The sequence below is a fragment of the Flavobacterium sp. W22_SRS_FK3 genome (assembly GCF_052113665.1).
Lineage (GTDB): Bacteria > Bacteroidota > Bacteroidia > Flavobacteriales > Flavobacteriaceae > Flavobacterium.
Genome location: NZ_JBGQOF010000001.1, coordinates 157,955 through 175,344 on the forward strand (window position 1 = coordinate 157,955; position 17,390 = coordinate 175,344).

The 17,390-nt window shown below is 33.5% G+C and carries 12 protein-coding genes; 7 read left to right on the forward strand and 5 right to left on the reverse strand.

The window, feature by feature from the left end; genetic code table 11:
• Nucleotides 1-3: 3 nt before the first annotated feature.
• Entirely contained in the window at nucleotides 4-1,395 is a 1,392-nt protein-coding gene (locus tag ACEN2I_RS00760; RefSeq protein WP_441764208.1) for an MFS transporter, read from the reverse strand.
• 34 nt (nucleotides 1,396-1,429) lie between these two features.
• Nucleotides 1,430-2,503 carry a glycoside hydrolase family 26 protein gene (locus tag ACEN2I_RS00765; RefSeq protein WP_441764209.1) on the reverse strand — a complete coding sequence of 358 codons (1,074 nt, stop codon included), beginning with the start codon at nucleotides 2,501-2,503 and terminating at the stop codon, nucleotides 1,430-1,432.
• 365 nt (nucleotides 2,504-2,868) lie between these two features.
• On the opposite strand from ACEN2I_RS00765, the gene ACEN2I_RS00770 reads away from it, so the two are divergent.
• The 7 genes from ACEN2I_RS00770 (at nucleotide 2,869) to ACEN2I_RS00800 (ending at nucleotide 13,820) form a co-directional block, all read left to right on the forward strand.
• Nucleotides 2,869-3,747: an AraC family transcriptional regulator gene (locus tag ACEN2I_RS00770; RefSeq protein WP_441764210.1), complete on the forward strand. Its 879-nt coding sequence runs from the start codon at nucleotides 2,869-2,871 to the stop codon at nucleotides 3,745-3,747.
• A gap of 313 nt (nucleotides 3,748-4,060) precedes the next feature.
• Complete coding sequence (locus ACEN2I_RS00775) at nucleotides 4,061-7,255, forward strand: SusC/RagA family TonB-linked outer membrane protein (protein WP_441764211.1); 3,195 nt, start codon at nucleotides 4,061-4,063, stop codon at nucleotides 7,253-7,255.
• 11 nt (nucleotides 7,256-7,266) lie between these two features.
• Nucleotides 7,267-8,865 (forward strand): RagB/SusD family nutrient uptake outer membrane protein, encoded by a 1,599-nt coding sequence (locus tag ACEN2I_RS00780; protein ID WP_441764212.1) that lies wholly within the window; start codon nucleotides 7,267-7,269, stop codon nucleotides 8,863-8,865.
• 17 nt (nucleotides 8,866-8,882) lie between these two features.
• Complete coding sequence (locus ACEN2I_RS00785) at nucleotides 8,883-9,938, forward strand: IPT/TIG domain-containing protein (RefSeq protein WP_441764213.1); 1,056 nt, start codon at nucleotides 8,883-8,885, stop codon at nucleotides 9,936-9,938.
• 83 nt (nucleotides 9,939-10,021) lie between these two features.
• Nucleotides 10,022-11,254, forward strand: a complete 1,233-nt coding sequence (locus ACEN2I_RS00790) for a glycoside hydrolase family 27 protein (RefSeq protein ID WP_441764214.1) — start codon at nucleotides 10,022-10,024, stop codon at nucleotides 11,252-11,254.
• Nucleotides 11,255-11,265: 11 nt separating this feature from the next.
• Nucleotides 11,266-12,231 (forward strand): glycoside hydrolase family 5 protein, encoded by a 966-nt coding sequence (locus tag ACEN2I_RS00795; protein WP_441764215.1) that lies wholly within the window; start codon nucleotides 11,266-11,268, stop codon nucleotides 12,229-12,231.
• 563 nt (nucleotides 12,232-12,794) lie between these two features.
• On the forward strand, nucleotides 12,795-13,820 hold the full coding sequence (locus ACEN2I_RS00800) for an outer membrane beta-barrel protein (protein ID WP_441764216.1): 1,026 nt from the start codon (nucleotides 12,795-12,797) through the stop codon (nucleotides 13,818-13,820).
• A gap of 586 nt (nucleotides 13,821-14,406) precedes the next feature.
• Here ACEN2I_RS00800 and ACEN2I_RS00805 read toward each other — a convergent pair.
• From ACEN2I_RS00805 to rimO, 3 genes are read right to left on the reverse strand one after another with little or no spacing between them, the layout of a single operon-like run.
• Nucleotides 14,407-15,312, reverse strand: coding sequence for an N-acetylmuramoyl-L-alanine amidase (locus tag ACEN2I_RS00805; protein ID WP_441764217.1), 906 nt, complete (start codon nucleotides 15,310-15,312; stop codon nucleotides 14,407-14,409).
• Between the two features lie 30 nt (nucleotides 15,313-15,342).
• A complete protein-coding gene (locus ACEN2I_RS00810; RefSeq protein WP_441764218.1) occupies nucleotides 15,343-15,876 on the reverse strand; it encodes a hypothetical protein in 534 nt (177 codons plus the stop codon).
• A 47-nt stretch (nucleotides 15,877-15,923) separates the two neighbouring features.
• On the reverse strand, nucleotides 15,924-17,237 hold the full coding sequence (gene rimO / locus ACEN2I_RS00815; RefSeq protein ID WP_441764219.1) for a 30S ribosomal protein S12 methylthiotransferase RimO: 1,314 nt from the start codon (nucleotides 17,235-17,237) through the stop codon (nucleotides 15,924-15,926).
• Between the last annotated feature and the right edge of the window lie 153 nt (nucleotides 17,238-17,390).

A 17,390-nucleotide genomic window follows, 5' to 3' on the forward strand; every position in this document is an offset into this window, starting at 1 on the left:
TTTCTAATTTATCGGGGCTCTTTTTTCGTTTAAATCCTGTTCTATCGTTTGTAATTTTTCTTCAGATAAAGGATAGAATGCTATAAAAGCTACGGATATTGCTGCAGCGATTGCAGGCAGTATGCTTAACATTAATTGAATTCCATTTTGAGTTGTGGCAGTTTGCTCGACATTGGCCTGAAAACCGTAGTAACCTAAAAGCCATCCTGCGCCTGCGCCCCCAATAGTCCATCCAAATTTTTGAGACATAGATGATGCTGAAAACACTAATCCTGTTGCTCTGCGTCCTTGTTTCCATTCAGAGTAATCAGCACTGTCAGCATACATTGACCATATTAACGGGAAGATGCATCCGGCACAAATACTGATTAAAAGCTGAAAACTCATAATTAGGAAAACATCTTCTTTTCCAAAGAAATAGAAAATCAGGCTCAAAATGGCAGCTAAAGCCATAGCGCCAAAAAAGGTTTTCTTTTTACCAATTTTATTCGCAATTGGCGTTGCAATAATAACTCCTATGATATTTGCCGCTTGCCCTAAAACCAAATAAATAGAAGTTGGTGTCATATGAAAATCGGTCCCAAAAAGGGTGAAATCAAAATTCACACTACTGCTTACATAATATTTAAAGTAATAAACTGCTGCTCCGTCACGAATAGAGTTGAAAACTAAAGCGCCAATTCCGGCTCCTAGTAAAATCCACCAGGGTTTGTTTTTTAATAAGTCTTTTAGATCCTCTTTTAAATTTGTCTGTTCATCGTCGATTGGTTTTACTCTTTCTTTTGTCCAAAAGAAGCATGCCCAGAAAAAAGCAGTAGTTATGACTCCAAATACAGCGATTGTTGCCAGCCAGCCTGTTTTAGAGTTAAGACTTCCGCCGAAATAATTTACCAAAGGCTCAATTAACCAAAGGGCCAGAAGACTTCCGCCAAATGCAAAAACCATGCGGTAAGATGATAAAGTTGTTCTTTCTTTTCTGTCAGAAGACATTACGCCCAAAAGAGAAGCATAAGGTACATTGATTAAGGAATAAATCATCATCATAGCCGAATAGGTTACGTAGGCATAAATTATTTTCCCTTTTTCATCAAAATCAGGTGTATAAAAAGTTAAAACCCCAATGACAGCAAATGGAACAGCAACCCAAAGTAAATATGGTCTGAATTTTCCCCATTTCGTTTTGGTTCTGTCTGCGATAATCCCAACGATTGGATCGAAACAGGAATCCCAGATTCGGGTAATTAAAAACATGGTTCCTACTATTGCAGGCGCCAGTCCGAAAACATCGGTATAGAAAAATAGAAGATACATGCTGAAAATTTTCCAGAACATAGAAGAAGCCGCATCTCCAAGTCCATATCCTATTTTTTCTTTTAAACTGATTTTGTCGTGCATTTAAATTCTTTTTAAGATTGTTAGGTTTAGTTAGTTAATTTAATTCTTTTTTAATGTCTTTTTCGAATAAAGTCTTGTCAAGATTATAAAAATCAATGAAATCTTTCTCGCTCATCTGACCTGAATAAGGAACATAATAATGCATCTTTTGTTCTTTTTCCTGCCAGCCATGATTTCTCCAAAGTAAAACATAGGATATTTTAGAATCGCCTATCGCTTTTGTCAAAGTTCCTGTCCACCATTTGGAGTCCGGAATGGCTTCGTATCCGGCTTCGGCAACGGCAATTAATTTATGTTTTTCAATAGCAATTTCATTAATAATTTTAAGCTGATGCTGAACTTCGGCTATAAATTTTTCACCACTTTTATCATCGCCATTTTGATAGGAATCAAAACTTAAAATATCGACATAATTATCACCCGGATAATTGGCTAAATAATCTTCCTTCGAACTGAAACTACTGGTGTTATAGATATAAATTAAATTATGAACTCCTTTTTTCTGCAGATAGTCGAAGGTGAATTTCCATGCAGCTTTAAATTCTTCTTGTGTTCCGTTTCCTTTTCCCCACCAAAACCATCCGCCTGTAAGTTCATGATAAGGCCTGAAAAGAATCGGAATATTTTTTCCTTTTTTATCCTTTAAAGACAAAAAGAAATTTGCCGCTTTATCAAGCCAGGAAGTAAATTTTTCATTATTTTTTTCACCTGGTAAAATTGTTTTTAAAGAATTTGGAGCGTTATCCCAGGCATTTTTTCCGGTTGCAGGATTGTCAAAATGCCAGCTTATGGTCGAAATGCCGCCTCGTTCGTTTGCTTCTTTAATATATTGTTTCATCTTATCAAAAGGAACTCCGTCAATATTATTGGATTTGTCGTTTTCAATACCGGCAATATCCCATCCATATATAGCAGGATAATCTCCAACAATATCTTTTATGTCGCTGCGATGATCTTCGTATTTCCAGTTTACACCGTAGGCTAAGTCATCCTGATGCCCAAAAAGAAATCCCTTTTGAGTCAGTTTTTGTAGTTTTTTATAGAGAATAATAGTTTCAATTGTCGATTTTTTATCCGAAAGTGACAAATTTGTATCAATTATTTTCATTTTTGTGGAGCATGAAAGTTCAACAAAGCCAACTAAAATAAGGATTATATGCGTGTTTTTCATAATTTATTTATATTATTATGAGCTTATTTTTCTCCAAAATATAAAGTATAATTTCTAAATTAACAATGTGCTTTATAGAATTCTATTATATACTGTTTTTGGTTTTAAATTGTCAAAACTATAAAAAGACTTTAGATTTAAAACGATTAATGTTTATTATTAGAGTTGTTTTTGAAAAAATGCTAATTATTTTTTCAAAGATAAATAGATGTTTATCGCGTAATTAATATTATTTTATCAATTATATATCATATTATTGCAAATAAATTTATTGTTTCATATTCTTAAAAGTATAAAATAAGATGAGCACAGCTAAAAATTTTTATAGAGAAATTGCACCTTTATCAAGTGGTGATAGTTTTTTGGTCTTTGATAGGGTAAAAGATAATTTTGATTTTCCGGTACATTATCATCCGGAATTTGAGATTAATTTTATCTTAAATGGAAAAGGTGTGAAACGTGTTGTGGGTGATAATATTGAAGAAATTGATAATGTTGAATTGGTTTTAATTGGGCCAAATTTATATCACGGATGGGAGCTAAATAAGTGTACAAGTAAAAAAATACATGAGATCACAATACAATTTCATAATGATTTGTTTCATGAATCTTTATTGTCAAGGCGTATTATGAATCCTATTCGGGATATGTTTAATAGATCGATACACGGAATTTTATTTTCTAAAAAAGTAGCCGAACAGTTAACTCCAAGATTGGTAAGTCTCTCAAAATTAGACGGAATGGATTATTTTTTAGAAATAACTTCTTTATTGTATGATTTAGCAAACTCTAGAAATCAGCGTTTACTTTCTACTTATACAGTTGATTATGATACTTTCGATGATTACGATAAAATGAAAACGGTATATGAATATGTTCAGAAGCATTTTGCTGATAAAATAACTTTAGAGGATGTGGCAAATGTGGCAAATATGTCTATAATTTCATTTAACCGATTTATAAAAAAACGGACCGGAAAAACTTTTGTAAACTATATTAATGATATCCGAATTGGGTATGCTGCTCGTTGGCTTGTTGAAAAGGATATGAGTGTTTCTGAAGTGGCTTTTAAATCTGGCTTTAATAATATTGCCAATTTTAATCGTAGTTTTAAAGCTATTAAAAACTGTACGCCTAGTCAGTATAGGGAAGATTTTTCTGGATTAAAACGTATTTTATAATGATACTTTTTTGTCATCAATAAGTATTATTTTTAACGAAATAGTTTTAAATTTCAGATATTCCTTAATTAATATTTATTAGTTGTTAGGTTTATATAGATATCTTTTACGAATAATTCAAAAAAACTATATTATTATTTCACTATATGTTTTTTTAAATTAGCAAAGTTAAAATATTATCATTAAATGATATAATACTATTAACTTCATATGAACTTCTGTTATAGATTTGTTAAAATAAAACATCAAAAAAATCGAACTTGATTTTACTGTGTTTTAGAAGTATTAAACTTAAACTAACCAAACATTTATTATGAAAAAACTAATGACTAGCTTCATTCATTGGAAGGCTAACCACAGAGCCGCTCCTTTGATATTATTTTTGTTACTGACAAGTAATTTTATTACAGCTCAGGTTAAGGTATCAGGAGTAGTTTCTGATGACAAAGGTCTTTCTATACCGGGTGCAAATATTTTGGTTGTAGGATCAAAGGTTTCGGTGTCTACTGATTTTGATGGGAAATATGCTATTGATGTTCCTGCAAATGCCACACTACAGTTTTCCTTTATTGGATTTAGTACTCAAAAGGTGGCTGTAGCTGGTAAGACTTCAATTAATGTTGTTTTAAAATCAAGTGCTGAAGATCTAAAAGATGTGGTTGTAATTGGGTATGGAACTCAGAAAAGAAAAGATGTAAACAGCGCTATTTCGAGTATCGCATCTAAAGATATTGAAAATTTAAAAGTGGTATCTTTTGATCAAATGATGCAGGGTAAAGCGGCTGGTGTAGTAGTTAATAGTAACTCTGGTGAGCCTGGAAGCAATGTTTCGGTTCGAATTAGAGGGGTCTCATCTTTAACGGGTACAAATGAGCCTTTATATGTTATTGATGGTGTACCAATTTCTGGGGATGCAAGAAACTCTTCTACTTCAGGAAGAAATGCATCTGGAAATACTAATTTTTCAAACAATGGTAATATTACTTTAAGTCCTTTAGCACTTATTAATCCTAATGACATTGAGTCTATTGATATTCTAAAAGATGCTTCTGCTACAGCTATTTACGGTTCTCGTGGTGCAAATGGTGTTGTGATCGTAACGACTAAATCTGGTAAAAAAGGAACAGGTAAATTAACTTTTGAAAATTCTTATTCTTTCAGTAATCTTCCTAAAAAACTGGATTCAATGAATTTGCAGCAGTATGCTACACATCAAAATGCCTTATCAGATGCCTATCTTGTTAACAAACGTCCTGAATTTGCTTATCCAGAAGTTTTAGGAAATGGAACCGACTGGCAAGATGCAATTTATGAAACCGGTGTGATGAAATCCAATCAATTGTCTTTTTCAGGTGGTAAAGAGGGGATCAATTATTATATTTCCGGAGGGGTTTTAGACCAGCAAGGTATTGTAATCGAATCTGGTTTCAAAAGATATAACTTCAGATCTAATATTGATGCTAAAGTTAATAAATTTATTAAAGTTGGTGTTAACATTAGTGGTGCTATAACAGATGAAAAATTGACGTTGAACGGTCAGTTTAATGGTGTTGTTGCAACCTCATTATTAGCTACTCCTGATGTAGCTGTTAGAGAATTATCAGGAGCTTTTTCAGGACCTCCTTCTGGTGGTGCTACTTCCTTTGTAAACCCGGTAGCGACTTCATTATTAGGTTCAAATACATTAGTTAGAAAAAACTATTCCGGGAATTTTTATACTCAAATTGATCTTTTTAAAGGTTTGGAATATCGCTTTGAAGCAGGTGGTTATCTGTATGATAATTTAGGACAAAATTTTGATCCTATGTATTCATTAGGAAATGCTGTAAAAGATTATGCGACATTGTCATACAATCCTTCTAGTGGTAATTCCTGGAACTTAAAAAATATGCTTACTTATAGAAATACTATTGGAAAACATAATTTTACTATTCTGGCTGTGCAGGAATCCAACAGAGCACATTGGGAAGGATACAATATAATGGGTAAAGGATATAAAGATAATAATGACAAATCTTTAGCCGCATCTGATTTACCAAAGGCAGTAACTAGCGGTGTGTATTCAGGAACACAGACTTTGGCTTCTTATTTAGGAAGGGTTGTGTATGATTACGGAGACCGATATGGACTTTCGGGGTCTATAAGAACTGATGGATCTTCAAAATTTTTCTATGGAAATAAATGGGGTGTATTTAGTTCTGTAAGTGGTTCATGGAAACTTTCAAATGAGGCATTTATGGAAAATACTAAAAAATATGTAGATGATATAAAGATAAGAGTGGGATGGGGACAAACAGGAAACAATCAAATTGGTAATAATTTATATGATTCTAATTTGCATTTGATTAACAGCTCTATGGGAACTTCTTATTTACCTTCAAATAGTGCCAATACAGCTTTGAAATGGGAGACTCAGGATCAAACGAATTTAGGATTGGATTTTACTATGTTTAAATCTAAACTTACTGCGTCACTAGATTTGTACAGAAAAATTTCTAAAGATTTCTTATATCAAATCCCATTGCCAAATTTCCTTTCTGGTGGTGGAGATTACGAAGGTGGTGTAAATCCTCCTACTTTTAACCTTGGAAGTATGAAAAATCAAGGTGTTGAATTTACACTAGGTTATACAGAGAAATTTTCAGAAAATTTTTCATGGAACAGTAGTCTGAATTTGACTAAGTATGAAAATGAGGTTACCAATATGGCAGGTTTAAATATAGTTAAAACAATGGGAACTTTAGCTTATAATACTGTAACGGTTTCAAGAACTGAAGAAGGTTTGCCGATAGGTTCTTTTATAGGGTACCAGGCTATAGGTATTTACAGGACAGATGAAGATCTTACGGCTTATGGACATACTGATGCTGCTGGTAATAGAGTGGTTTTGAAAAACGGAACGAACTCGCTGCTTCCTAACTTTCAAAAAGGAGATGTGATTTATAAAGATCAAAATAATGATGGGGTAATCGATTTAAAAGATGTGGTAACCATTGGAAATCCAAATCCAAAATTAACTTACGGATTTACAAATAATTTCAAATATAAAAATGTGGACTTGTCTATTTTCGTTCAGGGTACTGCAGGAAATAAACTGATGAATTTAACTCGTATGTCTGGTACCTTGAACAGTGGTTTAGGAACAAATTATTTGACCGAAGCTGCTGATTTTTACTCTACTTCCAATTTAGACGGTAATTTGCCAAGACCATCAGCATATAACGATATTAATAACGCGGTGTCTACTCGTTTTATTGAAGATGGTTCCTATTTAAGAGTTCAGAATGTAACATTAGGATATTCTTTTCCAGCAGATATGATTTCAAAACTAAGTTTATCAAGGTTGAGGCTTTATGCTTCGGGTCAAAACCTGTTCACTTTTACCAAATACAAAGGATATGATCCAGAGGTTGGTTCTTATAATCAGGATGCTCTGTTATCGGGTGTAGATAATGGCCGCTACCCAGTGCCTAGACAGATCACTTTTGGTTTTAATGTTGAATTTTAATACGTAGTAATATGAAAAATATAATAAATAGAAGCGGTATTCTTGCGATAGCAATCGTGTTTTTGATGTCATCGTCTTGTTCTCAAGATTTCTTAGATGTGCCGGCAGAAGGTGTTCCTACCATTGGTAACTATTATGATTCTGATGTAAAAGTTGATAATGCTAGTAACGGTTTATATGGTATTGTATGGTTTAATATGAATAAAGATGGGTTTTATGGTATCACAGATGTTATTTCCGGAAATATGTATGCCGGTCCCTATAATGAGTTTGGGAAATTCACCGATTTAAGTTTTACTAATACACAGTCTTTTATCTCTGATTCCTGGAGATCTTGTTATGGTGCTGTGGCTAACTGTAACTCTTTTATTAATACGCTGCCACAGAGTGTTGGTCCAAATGTGAGTAAAGAATCTTTAAACAATGCTTTAGGAGAAATGCACTTTATCAGAGCTTTTTCTTATTTCTTTTTAGTAAGATTATGGGGTAATGTGCCTATTATTGAAAATAATGCCGATTACTCTAAAAACTTTGTTATTCCAAGTAATCCAACAGAAGATGTTTATAAATTTATCGAGAATGATTTAAAATTTGCGATTGATAATTTAAAAATAAAGAACAGAGGTGGAGATTACGAAGCAAATGCCCACGTATCAAGCGGTTCTGCAAAAGCTTTACTTGCAAAAGTATATTTATATCAAAAAAAATATGATCTAGCTAAACAAATGGCTGAGGAAGTGATTAATAGCGGTGAGTTTAAATTATTAGGAGGTGATGCATTACCTTCAAAATCTTTTGCTGATTTGTGGCTACAAAAAAATAATAATAACGAAGAGTCTATTTTTTCATGGCAATGGACAGGAGCAGGAACTTACTTTGAAGGTAACTTTTCCAATACTTTATTTGCTCCTGAAAATAGATTGGTTGAGACCACTTATTCAGGTCAGATTGCGCCATCACAGGATTTAATTTACAATGTTTATGAAAACGGTGACAGGAGAAGATCAGAAACTTTTATGCTGCCAGGCGATTTTTATCCTAATTTAACGTATGCTTTAACTTTGGATACAGGATCTCCAAAAGCTTTAGGTTATACATTTGAATTGGAAAATCAAGCGCAAAATTCAGGAGCAGGCTTAAAAAAATACGTTATAGGTAAAGAAAATTTACCTATAACAGGACCTTTTAATCCGCCTTTTAATGGCGAAAGCAGTATGAATAGTTATATGATGCGTTATGCTGAATTATTATTAATACATGCAGAAGCAATTATAGGTTCGCAGACCGGAAGCACTACGGATGCCAATGCACTTAAATCTTTTAATGCGGTACGCAGAAGAGCTGGAGTTTCTGAAAAAACGATTATCACTTTTGATGATGTTTTTAAAGAAAGACGTGCGGAGTTAGCTTGTGAAGGAGATTATTACTTCGATTTAGGACGTTTGCCGTTTGCTAAAGCGAAAGCCATATTAGAAGCACAAAACAGAGGAGATAAAGATAATGTGAAACACATCACTATTTCTGCCACTAGTCTCTTATTGCCTTATCCGTCTGACGACTTGATTAAAAATCCAAAATTGACAGAAGTAGCACCTTATACTTTTAAATAATTTTTAAAAATAAAAATATGAAAAATATAAAAATTGTTTCGTTAGCAGCATGTATGGTATGGATGTTATCTCTAATGTTTTTTACTTCATGCTCCAATGATGATAGTGAGTCAGTTTATTCAGGCGCTCCGGTTATTGAAACGGTATCAAAATCAGGTTATGATGAAGCCGGTAATCTTTTACCTTCTACACCTGCTACGATTGGAGATCCTAAAAATTACTACATCATTCATGGTAAGGGATTATCTACTACTACAAAAATCTATTTTAATGATTTTGATACTTATTTTAGACCGACTTTTGTAACTGATACTGATATTGTTGTATTAATTGATGAAGATACGCCTTATGCGGATGCCTCGAATAAATTAAAAGTTGTAACCCAAAAAGGAACTGCAGAATTTGATTTTATGATTGCTCCTCCGGTTCCTACCTTTACCAGTTTTAATCGCATCAATGCTGCTGAAGGAGATTTAGTAACTATTAAAGGGAAATATTTTCTGAATCCAGTTGTGACCCTTGCTAAAACAGCTACACTTCCAGCTGTTCCTGTTACTGTAATGTCTTCAACTTTAGAGCAAATTGTTGTCAAAATACCGGCTAATGCTAACAGAAGATATTTATCAGTAGCTAATATTTCGGGTTCTGCTACTGCTGTTGAAGCAATAGGTACCGCATTGTATGATGAAGAATTGTATGGGGTACAATGGGGTGGTCCCTGGGCTGGTAAAGGTGTGAATTTTGCTTTTACAGGTGATGCTTATCAAGGTGAAAAATCATGGCAGTGGGAATTTGGACAATGGGATGGTGGAAACTGGGGTTTTAATATTGATGTGACTCCATACAAAGCCATGAGAATAGCTATTAAGGGAAGTAAAAACGGAAGGGTTAATTTTAATATAAATGGAGGCGCTAATTATGTGCTGAATGTAACTACTAGCTGGGTTTATATGGAAATTCCATTTACTGAATTAGGAAATCCTACCAATATTTCGATGCTGACATTCCAGGAATCTAATGGTGACGGTGGAAATACTGTTCTATTTGATGATATAGGTTTTGTATTAAAATAAAAGTTTAATTTGAATTAGTCTAAAATGTTCCCTGGTTTAAAAATTAGGGAACATTTTTTATAAAGTAGTTAAAAATTAAAAGAATGAAAAAAATAATTTTAGTATTTGCTCTAAGTATATCCATTTTAGCTTTCAGTCAGGGAAATACACACAATCAAACAGCTGGAAAATTTGAAGGTCTGGCAATGACCCCGCCAATGGGATGGAATTCATGGAATACATTCGCAACCAATATCGATGAGAAATTAGTAAAAGAAACCGCTGATATTATGGTTTCATCAGGAATGGCTGCAGCAGGTTACAATTATATAGTATTAGACGATGGCTGGATGGCTAAAGAACGAGATGCGAATGGCGATTTAGTTCCTGATCCGGTTAAATTTCCTAACGGAATGAAAGCTGTCGTAGATTATGTGCACAGCAAAGGCTTGAAATTTGGCTTGTACAATTGTGCCGGAACTCAAACTTGTGCCGGATATCCCGGAACCCGGGGTTATGAATATCAGGATGCGCGCTTTTATGCCAGGCTTGGAATCGATTTTCTTAAATACGACTGGTGTAACACAAAAGGAATTACGGCACCCGAAGCTTATACAACAATGAGCAATGCATTAAAAACTGCCGGCAGACCAATCGTTTTTAGTCTTTGCGAATGGGGCGATAACCAACCATGGGAGTGGGGGAAACCTGTTGGGAATCTTTGGAGAATTTCAGGGGATATTTATCCGTGCTTTGATTGCGAATTCAAACATCCGGAAAATTGGTCGTCATGGGGATTCATGAAAATTGCAGACATACGTAAAGACATTCGTAAATATTCAGGTCCTGACCATTGGAATGATTTTGATATGATGGAAGTAGGGAATGAAATGAATGATACCGAAGATAAGGCGCATTTTAGCTTATGGTGCATGCTGGCATCACCCTTATTTAGCGGAAATGATTACAGAAAAATGTCAAAAGAAACATTGGCAATTTTAACCAACAAACAATTAATTGAAGTAAATCAGGATAAGCTAGGTGTTCAGGGTTTTAAATATCTGGCAGAAGATGGATTGGAAGTCTGGGTGAAGCCTTTATCAGATGGAAATTGGGCAGTTACTTTTTTAAATAGAAGTGATGTAACTAAAAAAATCAATTTTGATTGGAAAAAACACCTAATCAAAGATGCAGATTTTGGTTATGAAGCCGATTTTAATAAGAAGGTTTTCAAGTTAAAGGATCTTTGGAAGAATAAAGAAGCAGGAAGCACAAAAAAGAATTTTATAGCCGATATTGCTTCTCATGATGTGATTACACTCAGATTAATTCCATAGCATTCATTAGTATGAAATCAAAAAATAAACTTTTTGTCGTAACCTTATTATTAATATTTTGTTTTGCAAATGCCCAATTTGTAAATAAACATGGTCAGTTAAGTGTCCTGGGGACTCAATTGGTAGATAAAAATAATAACCCGGTAGTCTTGCGCGGAATGAGTTTTGGCTGGCATAGTATGTGGCCAAGATTTTACAATGAAAAAGCGGTTAACTGGTTAAAAAAAGATTTTAACTGTAACGTAGTTCGTGCTGCTATGGGAATTGAATTAGGAGAGATGTCTTATATAAAGGAACCGCAGTTTTCAAAAGAGAGAATTGAATCAGTCATAAAAGGGGCAATAAAATCGGATATTTATGTAATTATAGACTGGCATAGCCACAATATAAATTTAGAAGAAGCAAAAGCTTTTTTTGGGGAGATATCTAAAAAATATGGTAAACATCCAAATATTATATATGAGATATTTAATGAGCCCGATCATGAAACTTGGTGGGAAGTTAAATCGTATGCAGAAGAAGTAATAAAGGTAATTCGGGAAAATGATCCAGATAATATTATTTTAGTTGGATGTCCTCATTGGGATCAGGATGTTGATCTCCCTGCTGCTGATCCAATCAGTGGATATTATAATTTAATGTACACCATGCATTTTTATGCAGCTACACATGGAAAAGAATTAAGAGACAGAACTGATAATGCAATAAGAAGCGGTTTGCCAATTTTTGTTTCAGAATCAGCCGGTATGGAAGCTTCGGGAAACGGACCTCTGAATATGAAAGCATGGCAGGAATATATAGATTGGATGGAGTCCCGAAAATTAAGCTGGATTACATGGTCAGTTTCTGATAAAGATGAAACCTGCTCTATTTTGCAAAAATCAGCTAAATCAGAAGGCAGTTGGAAAGAAAAAGATTTAAAAGAATCTGGAATTAAAGTTCGTGATTTTTTAAGAAAATACAATAGTCAGGAGTAAGTTCTGTCTATTCTTCTATTATGAAAGCCTGCTTGCTTTGAGCAGGCTTTCTGCGTTTCAATCAGTCTTACAGATTCACTTTTCTGTGTAGTTTTGATTGTTTTTTTTGTAGGAATTAAGGTAGTTGTCAATTTGTGCTTAACAAAAATGCTTTCTGGTAATTTTTATTTTTATTTTTAACGCACCCCTTTTTTTAATAGAGTGTTTTGTTTTTTTTAATTAAAAATGCGTTAAATATAGTATTTTTGTTTGTTTTTATTTTTTACACCCCTATTTTTTTTGTTCAAAAGAGTAAAAATCATTATTGTATTTTTAAAAACCAATCCGCATAAATGTGAAATAACGATTTTTTTTAATTTAATTTTTGTAATCCATAATTCTGCTTCAAAAACATCAAAAAAATAGATTTCGATTATTCTACTCATACAAAAGTTAATAAATTCGCTGAAGAAAATGATGATGATTTAGACGGGATTTGAAGTTCAAAATATGAAATCGTATATATAAATAGAGATAAAAATTTAACTAACCAGAATCAATTAATAACTAAAACCAATTTACACATGAAAAAAGTATTATGTATTTTATCATTAGCCTTAACAACAAGTTTTGCATTTGCACAAGATGATGCACCAGAAACTACTCCTTTAGAAATTTCAGGTTCAGGAGATGTATATTACAAATATGATTTTGCTAAAGTGTCTAATATCCCAACAAGTTTCGCAACAGATCAGAATTCTGTTTCTTTAGGCATGTTAGATATTGCATTGAAGAAAACAATAAAAAATGTGTCTTTTGTAGGTGAACTTTCTTTTGGGCCAAGAGGGCAATACCAATCAATACCAAATGGTGATGGAGCTGCTGCAAATGAGGAGAATTCATTCCACATCCAAAATTTGTATGCGACTTATGCGTTTACTGATAAATTTAATATGACTGCGGGTTACATGGGTACATTTATTGGGTATGAGGTAATCTCTCCTGTAGCTAATTTTCACTACTCTACTTCTTATTTGTTTTCATACGGACCATTCCAAAATGCAGGTGTAAAAGCGAATTATGCTATAACGGAGAAATTTGGTGCAATGGTAGGTGTTTTTAATGACTCTTGGAATTACTATAATGCTGATCCAGTAAAAGGATTAAATGCCGTAGGAGGTCAATTGTCTTTTGTAACTGATAAAGCAAGTGCTTATTTGAATTTTATGGATGGTTCTGTAAGTGGTACTATTGTTGACTTGACTGCAACTTTTCAATTAACTGACAAATTCAAATTGGGTTTAAATGCTGCTGATTTTTCAAACGAAGGCGATGTTGGTTATTCAGGAGCGGCTTTATACCCATCTTATGCGATCAGTGATGCTTTTGCTTTAGGATTGCGCGGAGAATATTTTAAATTTAAAGAAGGTTCTGGAGATACAGGTGTTACTGCTTTTACTTTGTCAGGAAATTACAAAATAAATGGATTGACTATTATTCCAGAGTTTAGACTAGATTCTAATTCAGATGAAGTTCTTTTCGTAGATTCTGATTTAGCTCCTGCTAAATCTGCTTCTCAAGTTCTTATAGCATTAGTTTACGGGTTCTAAAATTTACAATACAATGCTCTAATCGAAGAGTTATTCTTTGGATTAATTACTACAACATACTCTTTTTAGAGATAAAGATTGATATTTTTTTTTTTTTTTTGGAAGCTGTCAAAAATTGTGAAATTTTTGGCAGCTTTTTTATTGGTTAAAATAATTCCAAATGAAAATCTCGTTCTTTTGAATGTGAATGTTTCTAAGTTTAAATGAAGATCTAATATCACTACAGTAAATTGAGAATGATTTTTTACATCTAAGAACAGTATTGAAATTAAACAATTTAAATTGCGGAATGTCTATAAATTTAATTGAAGGCTTTATTCAGTTTCTGAAAAATAGCGTAGCTTTTATGTTAACAACTAAAATTTACAAACGAAAAACTATTACTTACTGATTTAAGTTTAATGATATGATATAATAACATATTATTATACGATTGTGGTTGTTTTTAGTTATTTCAAGGGCTTTAAACTCTATATGTACCAATCAAATGTCTATAGGTTGGTTAGAAATATAGAATAGACTTAAAAAAAGGCATTCTCTAAACTTATTAGGAATGCATTTTTTAATATTTCTATGGTATTGTTTGTTATTGAAGTTGCTTTTTGTAAATTGAATAAATGGTATCTATTGTTTTTCGATCTAAAATAGCAGTAACATCAGTTTGAATATAATGTAATTTAAAAGCGATTATGGCTGCTGAAAGATTTTTGGTATTGTAGCCAATGATTCGCAAGGCAGGCTCAATTCTAAAATCAAAAGGAGCTTCTTCTAAAATTTCATCAGGCCATATTCCAAATCCTTTTTGAGCTAATGTCTTCCATGGAAATAAAGCGCTCGGGTCCTGTTTTCTGCCCGGAGCAATATCAGCATGTCCTAATATGTTTTGCATTGGAATATTATACTCTTTTTTCAATTTGGTCAAAAGAGCAATTAAACTTCCAATTTGAGCTTCAGTAAAAGGCTTGAAACCATTGTTATCAAGCTCAATTCCTATTGATGAAGAATTTAAATCTGTATTTTTTCCCCAGGTAGATGCCCCGGCATGCCAGGCTCTTAAGTAATCATTTAACATCTGAACTACTTTTCCGTTTTCAGAAATTATATAATGAGCACTTACCTGTGTTCTGCTTTTTGTAAAGGTATTAATGGTTTGCTGTAAGGAATCTTGTGCAGTGTGATGAATAATGATAAAGCTGGGCTTTCTTAAATTAAAATTGACCGTTCCTATCCATTCTGTACTAATACCATTTAATAAAGGTGTAGATCCGGTTTTTGATAACGTGTCTTTTATTATACCTAATTGCGAAGCATATGTAGTATCAATAAATACTGTGGTTACTGGTATTGGTTGAACTTCTTTGCTTGTAATTTGATTTTCTAAAGTTTTAAGTTGTTGATCATAAGCTTTCTCGGTTGTTTTATACGGATTTTTTGTTCCGCAAGAAGTGATAATAACTGCTAAAATCAGACAACAAAAATGTTTTTTTAACATGTTTTACATTTTAAGGTTAAGTCAAGATAATTATTCTGTGGGCTTTAGTCCTTCAGTATCTTCTTTAACTTCTTTTTTATCTTTCTTCTTTTTTGATTTTGTCTTTTTGATTTCTTTAAAATTGGCTATAAAAGCTGTGTATTTTTCTATCTGATCAGGACTTAAAAAAGCATTTATTTTTTTGGTAGTTGCTTCTCTTAAGGCTGTTATTTGTTCCACTTTTTGATCCTGGCTGCTGCTTTCATTTTTCAATAAAACACCTTGTTCTCTCATGCTGTCAGCTAAGACATTTGTGATAGCGATAGCTTGCAGTTCATCAAGATTAACTTCCGGTTTCATTTGTTCCACAATTTTAGCTGCTGTTTCTTCAGGAGGAACTTCTTTAGGCTTACTCGAACTGCCTTGTGGGCTTTGCATCATGCTTCTGTCCATTCCCATTCCGCCACTTCTTCCGTAGCCATTATTGCCATAACCATTATTGTATCCATTTCCGTATTGTGCTGAAACAGAATTAAAACTTAATAAAGCGAGAGCTAAAAAGAAAATAGAGTGAATAGATTTCATAAAATAGTTATCTAAGTTGATGATTTGGATAATTGTTACCCGTAAATTTAAGCAGGTTCTCCGTATAAATCAAATTCTGTTGCTTCAATTATCTTGATATTAACAAATTCACCTGTTTTTACGTAATGTTTCGATGCATCTATCAAAACTTCATTATCAACATCCGGACTGTCAAATTCGGTTCTTCCTACAAAATGAGCACCTTCTTTTCTGTCAATAATACATTTAAAAACCTGACCTACTTTTTGCTGATTCAAATCCCATGAAATCTGCGATTGCAATTCCATGATTTCATTTGCTCTGGCTTGTTTAACATCAGCAGGAACATCGTCTTCAAGTAAATAAGCATGAGTGTTTTCTTCGTGTGAATAAGCAAAACAGCCCATTCTGTCAAATTTCATTTCCTGAACAAAGTCTTTCAAAATCTCAAAATCTTCCTGTGTTTCGCCCGGATAACCAACAATCAAGGTAGTTCTGATTGCTATTCCGGGAACAGCAGCGCGGAAATCTTTTAATAATTGAGTTGTTTTTGCCTGAGTGGTACCACGACGCATTGATTTCAAAATGTTATCCGAAATATGCTGTAAGGGAATGTCAATATAATTACAAATCTTTGGCTCACGTTTCATTAGCTCCAAAACATCCATTGGGAAACCGGTAGGGTATGCATAATGCAAACGGATCCATTCAATTCCTTCTACTGCTGCCAAGGCCTCCAGAAGTTCGGCAAGATTTCTCTTTTTATAAATATCAAGCCCATAATAAGTCAGATCCTGAGCGATCAAAATCAGTTCTTTTACGCCATTTTTTGCTAAACCTTGTGCTTCTTTAACCAATTTCTCAATAGGCTGCGAAACATGGGATCCTCTCATAAGCGGAATCGCGCAAAAACTACATGGTCTGTCACAACCTTCGGCAATTTTTAAGTAAGCATAATTTTTTGGAGTCGTCGTTAAACGCTCTCCTAGTAATTCATGTTTATAATCGGCTCCTAAAGCTTTTAATAGTTGAGGTAGTTCAGTTGTACCAAAATACTGATCTACATTCGGAATTTCTTTTTCTAAATCAGGTCTGTAACGCTCAGATAAACATCCGGTCACAAAAACCTTATCAACTAGACCTTTGTCTTTTTTATCTGCATATTCCAAAATCATATTTACCGATTCTGCTTTTGCATTATCAATGAAACCACAGGTATTGATTACGATAATGTTTCCTTCTTCTGCAGCAGGAGCCTCATGTTGTACTTCTTTGCCATTGGCACGAAGCTGTCCCATCAGTACTTCACTATCATATATATTTTTTGAACACCCAAGAGTGATTACGTTAATTTTGTTCTTTTTTAAAGACTTGGTTCTCATGATTTTATAAATTGGAGTGCAAAATTACACTTTTTTATTCAAACACCGCCTGTTTGAGTTTGTTTTAGGTGTTTTTTATGGAGCTAATCCTGCTGTCCGTTATATCTTTTGTGTCGAACCCCGCCACAAAAGGATGTCACTTCCATCAGGGCT